The organism is Mucilaginibacter sp. MD40, assembly GCF_002288635.1.
In the GTDB taxonomy this organism is placed as follows: Bacteria; Bacteroidota; Bacteroidia; order Sphingobacteriales; family Sphingobacteriaceae; genus Mucilaginibacter.
The window spans coordinates 917,766-930,145 of record NZ_NRSW01000001.1 but is presented as its reverse complement, the minus strand read 5'-3'; the positions used below and the strand labels follow the sequence as shown (position 1 = coordinate 930,145).

Annotated in this window: 9 protein-coding genes; 2 read left to right on the top strand and 7 right to left on the bottom strand. The window is 42.3% G+C overall.

Going from position 1 to position 12,380, the window contains the following annotated elements; genetic code table 11:
• Window positions 1–216: 216 nt before the first annotated feature.
• Genes CKK33_RS04205 through CKK33_RS04195 form a run of 3 tightly spaced genes read right to left on the bottom strand, consistent with a single transcriptional unit; the run spans window position 217 to window position 5,651 of the window.
• The gene (locus CKK33_RS04205; protein WP_095702909.1) at window positions 217–3,423 is read right to left on the bottom strand and encodes an error-prone DNA polymerase; all 3,207 of its coding nucleotides are present in this window, start codon (window positions 3,421–3,423) and stop codon (window positions 217–219) included.
• A gap of 2 nt (window positions 3,424–3,425) precedes the next feature.
• A complete protein-coding gene (locus CKK33_RS04200; protein WP_095702908.1) occupies window positions 3,426–4,922 on the bottom strand; it encodes a DNA polymerase Y family protein in 1,497 nt (498 codons plus the stop codon).
• Between the two features lie 3 nt (window positions 4,923–4,925).
• Entirely contained in the window at window positions 4,926–5,651 is a 726-nt protein-coding gene (locus tag CKK33_RS04195; RefSeq protein ID WP_095702907.1) for an ImuA family protein, read from the bottom strand.
• 25 nt (window positions 5,652–5,676) lie between these two features.
• Here CKK33_RS04195 and CKK33_RS04190 point away from each other — a divergent pair, with 25 nt between their 5' ends.
• Both CKK33_RS04190 and CKK33_RS04185 read left to right on the top strand, forming a co-directional pair.
• Window positions 5,677–6,009 carry a hypothetical protein gene (locus tag CKK33_RS04190; protein ID WP_143822896.1) on the top strand — a complete coding sequence of 111 codons (333 nt, stop codon included), beginning with the start codon at window positions 5,677–5,679 and terminating at the stop codon, window positions 6,007–6,009.
• Window positions 6,010–6,648: 639 nt separating this feature from the next.
• A complete protein-coding gene (locus CKK33_RS04185) occupies window positions 6,649–7,218 on the top strand; it encodes a hypothetical protein (RefSeq protein ID WP_095702905.1) in 570 nt (189 codons plus the stop codon).
• Between the two features lie 332 nt (window positions 7,219–7,550).
• On the opposite strand, the gene CKK33_RS04175 is transcribed toward CKK33_RS04185, so the two are convergent.
• Genes CKK33_RS04175 through CKK33_RS04160 form a run of 4 tightly spaced genes read right to left on the bottom strand, consistent with a single transcriptional unit; the run spans window position 7,551 to window position 12,371 of the window.
• Window positions 7,551–8,531 (bottom strand): BT_3987 domain-containing protein, encoded by a 981-nt coding sequence (locus tag CKK33_RS04175; RefSeq protein ID WP_158223393.1) that lies wholly within the window; start codon window positions 8,529–8,531, stop codon window positions 7,551–7,553.
• Window positions 8,532–8,542: 11 nt separating this feature from the next.
• Window positions 8,543–9,694: a BT_3987 domain-containing protein gene (locus tag CKK33_RS04170; protein ID WP_095702902.1), complete on the bottom strand. Its 1,152-nt coding sequence runs from the start codon at window positions 9,692–9,694 to the stop codon at window positions 8,543–8,545.
• A gap of 29 nt (window positions 9,695–9,723) precedes the next feature.
• The gene (locus CKK33_RS04165; RefSeq protein WP_158223392.1) at window positions 9,724–10,743 is read right to left on the bottom strand and encodes a glycoside hydrolase family 18; all 1,020 of its coding nucleotides are present in this window, start codon (window positions 10,741–10,743) and stop codon (window positions 9,724–9,726) included.
• Window positions 10,744–10,751: 8 nt separating this feature from the next.
• Window positions 10,752–12,371 carry a RagB/SusD family nutrient uptake outer membrane protein gene (locus CKK33_RS04160; RefSeq protein WP_198952437.1) on the bottom strand — a complete coding sequence of 540 codons (1,620 nt, stop codon included), beginning with the start codon at window positions 12,369–12,371 and terminating at the stop codon, window positions 10,752–10,754.
• Window positions 12,372–12,380: the final 9 nt, after the last annotated feature.

Genomic DNA, 12,380 nt, shown 5'->3' with positions numbered 1-12,380 from the left:
CAACCGAGCGCAACGATCTCAACAAGTGATGAGTAAATGTCCACCGATAACTTAATCAGGCAGTTTTCGCCGCAATATAGCCGGAAATTTCATCTAATAAGCAAACAATAAAAAAGTTAATGAGTGTGCACCTAAAATTAACATTAAATGCTTCGCAAGATAAGTCTGTTCAAAAACCCTATTAATAGCCAACACATAGCAAGTATCTACATGTGCTTACCTAAAATTCCGTCCTTTATAAAAAATCTCTTCTTGTTTGCCAGTATGTTTTTCGCCTTTATTGCCACCATGATATGGCTTGGTAGTTTCATCCGCTCTTGCCATTAAGAACGGTAGTTTATCTTCAGTAGTTTGTGTTAAGCCACGAAGCACGCTATTTAAATTAAAGCATTTGTTAGCTACCACATGGATCACTTCGCCTTCGATCTGTAATTTGCCTTGTACCATAAACAACCGCGACTGGATAATTTCTTTTCGGTATTTATCAAACAGGTTTTGCCAAACTACCACATTGGCCGCCCCTGTTTCATCCTCAACAGTCATAAACAATACGCCTTTGGCTGTGCCTGGCCTTTGACGAACGGTTATTAAACCTGTTACACTTACAAGATCACCATCTTTCATCTTTTTTAAGTCAGCAATTTTAGTATTATGTAGCAAAGCCAGTTTTTCGCGTACCAAAGCAACTGGGTGATTTTTTAAGGATAATCCTGTTGAAGAATAATCCTGCACTACGTGTTCTCCTTCTGTCATCAATGGTAGTTGTACCTGTATTTCTTTTACGCTTTCTGATAGCGTATCTTTAAATAAAGCCAGTGGCCTATCTCCTAAAGCCGACACTTCCCATAACGCTTTGCGCCGATCTAAACCTAATGAACGAAAAGCATCTGCATCTGCCAATATTTCCAACGCCGCTTCAGAAATACCAGCGCTGCATAATTGATCAACATGGCTATATGGTGTTTTACGTGCAGATATAAGTAATCGCATGTCATCTTCACGCAATCCCTTTATTTGCCGGAAACCTAACCTAACTACATAGTATTCGCCATTTTTTTCTTCCAAAGTATTATCCCAAAAAGAGTAGTTTACGTCAACGGGCAAAACCTTAACATTATGGTCTATTGCATCACGCACTATTTGTGCCGGTTGATAAAAGCCCATAGGTTGGCTGTTGAGCAAAGCCGCGCAAAAAACATCGGGATAATAGAATTTTAGCCACGATGATATATAAACTAATAAGGCGAATGATGCCGCATGGCTTTCTGGAAAACCATAACCTTCAAAACCCTGTAGTTGTTTAAATATTCGCTGTGCAAACTCTTTTTCATAGCCTCTTTCTATCATACCGCCAACTAATTTTTTTTCGTAAAGGCCTAATTTGCCATTTGCTTTGAAACTAGCCATGCTACGCCTTAACTCGTCAGCCTCCGCAGGTGTAAAGCCCCCTGCCACAATGGCTATTTCCATCGCTTGTTCCTGAAACAAGGGTACACCCAGTGTTCGGCTTAATATTTCCTCTAATTCAGGCTTGGGGTATTCCGGAAATTCTTCGCCATTACGCCTTCTTAAATAGGGATGCACCATATCACCCTGAATTGGTCCGGGACGAACAATTGCTACTTCAATAACCAAATCATAAAAACAATTGGGCTTAAGCCGTGGCAGCATAGACATTTGTGCGCGGCTTTCAATTTGAAAAACACCGATGGTATCGGCATGGCAAATCATTTCGTAGACCTTTGGATCATCTTGTGGTACATTAGCTAAGGTTAGTTTTTTGCCGTAGTGATTTAGTACTAAATCAAACGCTTTGCGGATCATGGTTAGCATGCCCAGACCTAAAACATCCACTTTTAAAATTCCTAATGCTTCCAGGTCATCTTTATTCCACTCCAATTGCGTTCGGTTTTCCATCCGCGCATTCATTACCGGGCACAGGTCTGATAGTTTATTATCCGTTATAACAAACCCACCCGTATGCTGCCCCAATTGCCGGGGAAAACCCATTAGTTGGGTAGTTAATTGCAGAACTTTTTTAACAAGAGGATCATGTGGGTTTAATCCTTGTTCTCGTAAGCGCTTTTCATCAAAACCTTCTTTACTAAAATCCCAAATAGTAGCACCCACTCGTTTGATCGTGTCGTCAGATAAGCCCATCGCTTTACCGGCATCACGAATAGCACCTCGATGGCGTTCTTGCGTTACAGTAGCAACAATGGCAGCATGTTCCCGGCCATAATATTCGTAAATATGCTGGATAATCTCCTCGCGCCGTTCGTGCTCAAAATCCACGTCGATATCCGGCCATTCTTCGCGGGCATCAGACATAAAACGAGAGAACAACAAGCGGGATTTCATGGGGTCTACCGCTGTTATAGATAAACAATAACAAACAGTTGAGTTAGCTGCCGAACCACGCCCCTGGTGCAGAATACCTAATTCTTCGGCCCTTTGGGTGTATTTATATACCCGCAAAAAGTAGGGTGCCAAATTTCGCTTTTCGATAAAGGCTAACTCAAAATCTATCTGATCGGAAACTTTCTTTGGTATGTTACCATAACGTTCCCGTGCGCCAGCCCACGTATATTTAGTTAATCGTTCCTGAGGTGTAAGGCCATCAACTATTTTTTCTTCAGGCTCAATATATTTTAAGGTGTCTAATGAGAATTGACAGGCATTTGCAATTAACAATGCATTTTCAATAGCCTCAGGATATTGCCGAAACAAGCGATGTATTTCATCTACAGGCTTAATAAACCGCTCGGCATTGGCATGCAGTTTAAAGCCGGCTGTATGTATGGTACATTTTTCGCGGATACAAGTTAAAATATCTTGTAATTCGCGCCGGGCTAACTCATGGTAATATACATCGCCTACGGCTACCATGGGTATGCCTAATGTAGATAAACGCGCTAATCTTTTAGCATCATCGCCGCTATAGGAGCGTGCGGCTGCTATGTATAAAGACTCGCCGAATTCGTCCTTGTACTCTTTTATGTCTTTCTTAAATCCATCATCATAATCAAATCGTGCGTTCAATGCATCAGGAGGGACGACGATGAACTTAATCCCTTCCTTGTGTGTATAAACATCGGCTTTGTATAAATGGCACTCTCCCTTTTCAGCACGTAAGTTACCAACCGTTAATAAAGCCGAAAGCCGGCCATAAGCATCACGATCAGTAGGGTAAGCAAGCAAACTCGTCCCATCCACCAGATCAAGCCTGCAAGCAGGAATAAATTTGAGCTTTAACTTTTTCGCTGCAATATGTGCACGAACAATTCCTGCAAGGCTATTACGATCAACTATAGCTATGGCTTCATAGCCATATAAAGCGGCTTGCTCAACCAGCTCTTCAGGATGCGACCCTCCGCGCAGGAAGCTAAAATTTGATGTGGCTTGTAGTTCAGCGTACTTCATAGCTATGCAAAAAAACCGTGTAAGTACCACTGTGGGGCAGCGTCGTAATGGCCTGATCTGAATAGCCAGTACCTTTGCCCTTCAGTATCTTCAATGGCATAATAATCCCGGTGCGCACCCTTATCATGCCACCATTCACGCTCAATACGTTCAGGGCCATCCGCTTTTTCAACTATGTGCCGCTTGCCTTTATAAGTAAAAAATTTTGGTGGATAATCGGGTAGGAGCGCCATTACCTCAATGGGTTCGGGGCGCTGTAATAGGCGTATAGGCCTCGGCCTGTCATTTCGCCATTTTGTTGTCGGTGTTTCGGTTAAAGATGATGTTTTTTTAATAGCGCGCTCAGGCCAATAATTTTCTGATGGCAAATATCGGTATATAGCTTTATCGCCAATTTTACCCGCCAACTTATCTAACAGTTCTGCCAAAGCGGTATCATGCAGTCCTGGTTTACCAACCCAAAACTTCTCTTGTATAGGATCAATATCTTCTACTTTTGATGCTTCCAAAAGAAACAACTCAATTCCCAAAGCAGGCTCTATTTTATTGATCTGTAATTCAAAAAGTTTAAACAAATGCGATACGCTATGCGAGCCGCGATTGGTGCTGATAGTTGCATGCACCATTTTACCATCAACACGGTAGCATTTTAATATTGCTTTGCGAATACCTTTACCCTCTTGCTGTAGGCGCATACACAAGCTTTCTAATAATTTTGTGATAGCGACCTCAATAGCCTTAGCGGTTCTTATGGGTTCAAGGCAAGGTAATCTTTCAGTATAAGGCACTGGCGGAGTAAGTGGAACAAAGTGTTCATCTTCAGTTCCAAAAGCTTGGGCCAGCCTTAACAGAAAGCTATCACCAAATCGCCTGCGCAGTACAGTACGTGGAATTTGTATAAAGCTTTTGATGGTAGAAAAACCTAATTTTTGCTGTTTTTGAAGTACAGAATTTTCTAAACGTAATGCTATTGGAGGTAAGTTAAGTAATGCCTGTGCCTGTTCGCCACATCCTACAATAGGGGTTGTTTTTCCATAATGGCTGATAGCCCAGGCAGCACCGATAGTATCGGCAATAGCAGCCCTTGCATCATATCCCGATGACCGTATTTTATTTACTACCTCCTTTAAATAGCCGCGTTCGCCACCCCATAAGTGTGCACAGCCGGATATATCTAAAATTAAGCTATCAGGCAAATCAACAGCTACTGTTGGCGTATACCTGATACACCATAAGCCTAATTGTTTTAACAGTTTTGCTTCTTTACCAGGTAAGTGATTCATAACCTTTAGGTTATTTGTGATGGCTTTGGCATCAGCCGCAGTCATTCCACTATATATGCCTTGCGTTTCTGCTATTGTGTTAGCAGCGGTAATGATAATGCGGTTACGTTCTGGAGCTATAAAAGCAAAAGGCGCGTCTTTTAATTCCGGCTTATGAAGCGTTAGCCAGTCCGTTGTCAAATGACGAAACCATATTACCATGTAGCGTTTTTGCATAGCTCATCCGGCCTTTTGTATTTGATGGTTTGATTGTTCCTTTACAATTGGTGTAAACCCGCTATCAGACCATTCAATAATCCAGTTACCCGGCTTACCATTGCGTACACGTAATAACTCAACTTGCCAGCGGGGAAACCCTAATCCCGGCAAGCCATCTATTGCTTCGCTTGCTAAAGGTTTTACATGCCACCTCGCAGCACAAGCAGTTGATACCATTTTATTTGATCGGTTACGAAGTATAAAACCGGTTACACCGCTTTGTTCTACAGCCAACTGTAGCCGCCTTGATTGTTTAAAATCAAACTCAGACAATTCTCCTACCACAGCAGTTAATCCGGCGCATTTCAGTGCTTCTTCCATAACCCATAACACATCTTTGTCTTTTTTAAGATGAATAAAGATTATCCTGTCAGGCTCTACTTCAAACGATTTTAGCGCTACCGGGTACATATTACCGGATAAGCTGATCCACATACAAGCCCCTCCATTTTGCATTAATACTGACAGCAGTCCACTTATAAAACCACTTGAGGCGGTAGCCTGTTCCGTATTATCGCAAACTATTTCATGTACAGCGCGCATAGGGAATACACTGTTAGGAAAATTTGCTTCAATGGTATTTAAACCGAATGATTTTCTTTCTCCAAGCTCGGGGGGCTTGTATCCCTCCCATTGCAAAATATTTTTCTGCAAGCTGTCAATCAACGCTCTTTTGGTATCGGCCATAACAATCAATTACTGACACAAATTTATGCTAATATTTTTAGCAATTTACATAGATTTTTACAAAATATTTTTCACTTTTGTCTTGATGACGAATAATGCATATTTGATTAACGATGCCCGGGTTTGGATCAAACGCATGAACCGGCCTGATGAGGTGTTGCGTATTATATTGGATTTACATAGCACGGATGCCGCATTATGCTACCTATTATATACAGCATATGAAAAAGCCCCCGAGTACTTTGGAAGGATATTATTTGATTTGCAAGGCTACTGGATATATGATGGAGATATCTTAACTATAGCAGAGCAGGAACAAGTAGCAAAATTTATTATGAATTATGTTGAAGCCGTTTGAGCTATCTTTGAGATTTATTTAAATTTTATTTCAGCGTCATTCAGTATCACCCTAATTTACCTGTAGCGCATCCCATTAACGAAAAACGCCGGTCTCTTATTAGAAACCGGCGTTTGAAGTAGCCCGTAGGGGAATAAGTTTGATGATGTTTTGTAACAGACCAGCGTCATTCAACTTCCAAATGTTATGTTTAAGGTCGATTTAGCATCATTTGAACTTTACCCATTGGTGACCTGTAAATAGCAAAAGCTTGTTGCACTCTTCAAGTAATGCCTTTTGAAATAGAGTAGCAATTGACTCGCGTACAGCTTATGTCAGATCAGCCTTCTACTGATCCCTTGAAAGGTTCAACCCTAAATGATGCAGGATTTATTGGTTGCTTGACCTGTCGTCAACCAGCTCTTGTCACTTTGCAACACCATTCAAACCAAATCATATATTATTTAACTCTAAGACACCAAACACTCTACGATCTAATTTTTGTCAGTTTTTCTCACGCCTCGACTTTGAAGCAACCTCGATTGGGTCGTAACCCACGAGTGGATAAGATCGTTGCCCTCGCGTGAAATTTCGACAGTTAAATCGCAAGTCTTCCCCCGGGAGAACTCTCAGGGTCAACCCACTTAAATCTTTAAACACATGAGCAACAAAAACCTAAATTATGAGCAAAAAGCCTTGCGCAACAGGATTATATTTATTCCATTAGCAGTGATTGTAGCCATAGTTACGCTATCACGGATTGTGACAGAACATCCACGATGGAACTTTCTTGTTTCAAGTCCTGACAATAACAATATCACAACAGCTAATAAACCCGAGCAAGATTCGGTGAAGCTTGCTCATAGCCAAAAAGTACCGGCATCAGAATTTCAATCGAATTATTCAGCAGAAAAGTGGTACGCCGAGTTTGCGATGAATAAAGTTGCTTTTGATAAAGCCAATGATGAAAAGACCATAGATATACATGGGACTATTTACCAAATCACAAATGATGACGATTGTTCAAGGATAGTGATGAAGGGCATCGCTGATGAACCATTTAATGAGATTACATTCTTAAATTGTGGTGGTGGAACAGATCATTGGTCAGATGAAGTGGCGAAGACTGCAGTTGGTCAGGATGTTCACATACGAGGCATATACTCAGGTTTCTTATCAAGCTCTTATGAAATGAGCTTGTATAAGTGCCATATCATAAATGATAACTGATGGTAAAGCGTGTACCTCATCCGATTAAGCATTTTTCTCACGCTTCGCCTTGAATTAACCTTTCGATGGGTATTTACTCATCCCGACCTCCCTTCGTTGCGCTCTCAACAAATTTGCTGAGTAAAATCGCAAATCTTGACTTAGAAGTAACCCGATGTTAAAGCTATCTCCTCTCAATTAAATTCATTCCAGCCTGACGAAAAATGCTCATACTCTTTATTATCCACATGGCCAGTATTTTAAGAATAGTTAATAAAAAACCCCGGACTTTTAAATCCGGGGTATCAACTAAAACTGCCACAGTACAATGCTCTTTCTCAAGGAGCAGAATCTTATTTATACACATCAAACTCTGTCAAAGCAATGAAGCCAGATTGCTGAGATTGTGTAATTTGAAATCTTAAATATCGTGCGTTAATATTTTTATAGAATTTTACATACTGAGCCCCGATGCCGGTAGCGAAGGTTGCAGTACCATAATCTGTCCAGGTTTGCCCGTCGGTACTTGATGAAACATTTGCTGTATTAATGCCATACGCATCAAAATAAGATTTAAAGCGCATGCCATTTATACCGCTTACAGTGCTGCCAAGGTCTACGGTTAATGTGCCAACGCCTGAATAACAATAAGAGTTATCATCACCATCAAATAGTGCTGAAACGGACCCTGCATAGATTGGCTGATCGATTGTGCCTGTCCATGCAGAACGATCAGCGATCAGGTTTCCTGTCATATCAGATCCAACAGGAGCATTGTAAAGCTGGGTCACCGAGATATTGACGGCTATAAATACCACATTCTCGTTACTGCTTACCTGCGCGTTGTTGTCACCTGATATTGAACTTATCTTCACAGGGATAACGTAAGCCTTATCGGTTAGTTGTACCAGTTTATCAGGGGCTATGGATACTTTTAGGGAATCTTTACTAATCGCACTTCCGGCAGGTATTGTAACGTTTTGATTTATGGTTACGAAACCCTGAGGAACGGCCTTATAAGAAGTACCGTATTTTTGATTGTATTGATCTATCAGGCTATTATCTACCGTAAATGCTACAGTAATAGCTTGTTTTGCAGCCATGGTCGAATTAACAGGCAAAGCTCCGTTAACGCTCCCTACACTGCCGGCTGGTGTGTTAACTATGGTGAATTTTAATGTATTAATGCTATTTACACTTTTGTTACTGGTGGTGATATATACCCGGTTTACTTTGTCGCCCATCACATCATATTGAGCGTCTTTTTTACAGGCAGTACCGAAGACTACCATCATCAGCAGCAAACTGATGGTTAATTTTATGTCGTTTCTCATTTGCTTAAGTATTATTGTGCACATTTATTATCGGCATCCTTTATCCACACGGCCTGAGACGGCCATGTCATGTCGCGGCCATTACCGGTACGGTCATAGAACACGTTTCCGGATCCCTCATTCATTTTCCAGTAAGCGATCAACCCGTCAGATTTTGGATCTACGCCGCACAAACCGTTGGATATATCGGTTCTGGACAGGGCCTTGTTCCATACTTTGATCTCTGAAATACGCGCATCAATGCTTTGGCTGTACTGATAGCCGGCATAAGACATACCTAATTCTAAAGCACCCAGTTCGAAAGCCTTAGGAGAACCGTCGAACTGAGAATCCAGTTTACCGTTTACGTACATCTGATATTTTGAGCCGTCAAACACGCATGAAACCGTATACCAGGTTTTAGTGGCGAACCGTGTTTGGGAAAAAACGCTGCCACCGGCGGCCACCCACTGCAGTTGGTTGGTATCGCTGCCAAACTCACCAAAGCGTAAAAGGTTAGGATAAGCCTGGTCTGCCGGGCCCCAATTGCACAGGCGATTAATGCCGTCGTGAAAAGAGTTGATGTAACATTTAATTTCGTAAGTGAATTGATTGAGATTGCTATAAGGTTTAGGGAAATTATATTGCGCGTAGAACGAAGGATTGGAGATATTGATCGAATTAAAATCAAGCACCCTCGATATTTTTAAATATACCGTACGCGACGCCTCCAAAACGCCGTCAGATCCGGTCGTGTTTTTTATGGTTACCGGAATGATATAGGTTCGCCCAGTCACAAAATTGTCTAAAGATAGCACCTTAACCATCACCGGGTCTGAAACATTGGTACCGGCCTTAATAGTGGCTGTATTGGCCAGCAATTGGTAGCTGCCTGCCGGTGCTGCAAAATACTTGCCTGAAACCTCGGCATTATAAGCGCTAACCAAATTGGTATCTACTGCAAAACTGATTACTACGTCCTGGCTTACTTTACCGGTGGCTGTTGCCGTAACTGCGTATGCTGCAGGTGCTTTTTCAACCGTAAAAGGCACTAACTTTCCGCTTTCTGTCCCGGTGATCAATATAACATCATGGTATTCCATTGCCTTTTTACAACCAACTATAATGGTAAGCAGGGCTGCAACCAACAGCACAGCCGGCAAAACATTGTATATCTTTTTCATCTTATTTTTTTAAAATTAAGTTTACCCATTTATTTAACAGCCGGGTTGGCAGCCTGTATGCTACGTCTTACATAAGGGAATGGCCCGTTGTTATAATCTCTTTCGAAGTAAAAAGCCCCCCATCCCGCCTTTGGGCCCTGTGTGGGGTTCCAACGCGCCATACCTTCTAAAGACATCATTCGTTTGCCATCCGGTGAAAGGGTATTCCCATCGGCTTCGGTAAATGGCACACCACCGGTTGCCCAATAGTCGCCAAAGGTTTCGGTAACAATAAATTTATTGGTTGGGCACCATGTTACTCGATTATAAATCGATTGCAGGGCATTTGCAGAGCCTGCGCCGTATGCCTGATTAACCAGTAAGTTAATATAAGGCTCAACATCTTTTAATGGTGGTTGGCTGTAATAATCGATGACCAGGTATTTCTTCGGGTTCGAAGATTTAGGGCCAAACTCTTTGCCTAAGATGGTTATAAACTTGTTAAAGTTTTCATTTTGCAGCCAGTCACCCTCCGGCTCATAATCCAGATCAAGGCCATCCAGGTCATTGTCTTTCACCTGATTGATCAACCACTGCGCATATTGTTGAATACCGAGGTCGTTCAAAGGATACCTTCCTTTAAACTGTGGTTTTTGTATCCGGGTGATCTCCACTGCCAGCATTTTAATGCCTCGTACCTCCATAGACTTACGCATTTCTGTATAAGCAATCGGATTGTAGGTAGTAACCGAATCGTTCTTTTTTAGCGAAGGTATGCCACCCCATAAACTGCAGAAATCAAGGCTGTCGGGTAAACCGGCAAAGTGCTCGCCCCAGGAGGCGGACTGCTTGTAGTCGGCCTCCACACCCTCTTTATTGCTATATCCGGCAAACCAGCCATAGAAGACCTGGTGCGGCGAAGCTTTGTACGCCCTCAGGTTGGTAAAGTATTGCTCATCGTAGGTATAAGGTTTTTGTATAGTTAAAGCCGATGGATCATTTTGTTTCTTACAACCCGTATGTATTGCCATTATCGCTATGATAAGGACATAAAAAAATCTGTTTTTCATTACCATTATTATTTTTTGTCCCACCATAATTTAGTGCCGCCGTTGTCTGCTCCTCCAAGTAGCGATATGCCCTGGTTTACACCCGCCCGGTTATTCTGGTATTCATTGGCAGGGAATGGCAAGCGGCGAATCTGGATATCGGTATTGATAGTACCCTGGCTGTTATTCACCACCACCGGGAACACTTTCGGGTAGCCCGTCCTTCTGAATTCAGACCATGCTTCCTGCCCATCAGGATATATAGCTATCCATTTCTGAGTAATAATGCGTTCAAGGTTATTTTCAGTTGAAGCCGCATTATCCCATTTAATGGTGATATTACTACGAGCAGAACTACTGTTAGCGCCATTTTTTGGATCAGCATACCCGGCAGGTGTACTGGTATTATCTGCTAAATAATTATCTGCACTGCCGGCCACGCCATTAATGTCGAAAGAAGTGCGTACGCCTTGTTCATACAGGCTTTGTGCTGTGCCGCCCATGCTCCAACCACGTAATGCACCTTCTGCACGCAGAAAGTAAGCTTCGGCCGGGTTAAACCAGGTGATATTAGTTGACGCCTGGATATTGAGCCCGGAGAATGAGCCGCTGGTGTAAGTAGCTTTATTGCCGATGTTTATACCACTGCGTATACCTCTGTACTGCCCATCATTTGCAGGCATGAAATATTTAGACAACCGGGGATCGTTGTAGCCGTTTAGGTATGAATCCATTACCGCCCCCATCCTAGTGTCATCAAAATTATTTGAGATAATGTAAAGCGGATGGTTATAGGTTAAAAGAGAGGTATGCTGTAATGCAGCAATATCTGTTGAGGCGGTCATGACCCCAAATTTCTGTGATACAGCAGACTCTGCTTCAGCTTTTGCTTTTCCCGGATCAGCGTAAGCCAGGCGCATAGCTAATCTTAATTTTAAAGAGTTGGCAAATTTTATCCAGTTAGCCGTATTGCCGCCATAAATAAAATCATAATTGGCCAATACCTTCGCAGATGGAAAGCGCGTGTTAAAATCGGTAAGCAGCTGAATGGCCTGGTCAAGCTCGTCAAAAAACCGGTAATAAACATCCTTTTGGCTATCGTATTTACTTTGTGAAGCCGGGTCGCCATTGCCGAAATTAAGGTAAGGGATGGGGCCGTACATATCCGTGGTACGGTGTAAAGCCTCTACTTTTATAATGGTTGCAATTGCGTACACTTCTGGTGTTTGCGTTTTGGCAGCCGCAACAACGCGTAGCCAGGCTGGCATAACACCAATGTATGAGCGTGAAAATGCCTGGCCATACCATCCGGGTACTAATGCATAGGTTGTATTGTTTGCCCCCGATAAAAAGTTATTGGTGGTACCCAAATAGCCCGAATAGGCATCGCCGGCTAAATTGAGCATTACCTGGTAAACCTCATCGCCGAATAGCGGCTGCTGCGCAATCGGAAAAACGTTTTTTTCCATTTGGGCAACCAGTGAGCCTGTCCCCAGGTTATCAGTTTCCAGCATATCCTGTGTAGCCTGATTCGGGTTCGTATTAAATTTTTCAAAGTTTTTAGTGCAAGAGAAGGCTAACGTAAGCAGTATGAAAAAGCCTAAGTACCTTAATTGACCACTAACAGCATTCAATATCTTTGTCATCATTATATGTGT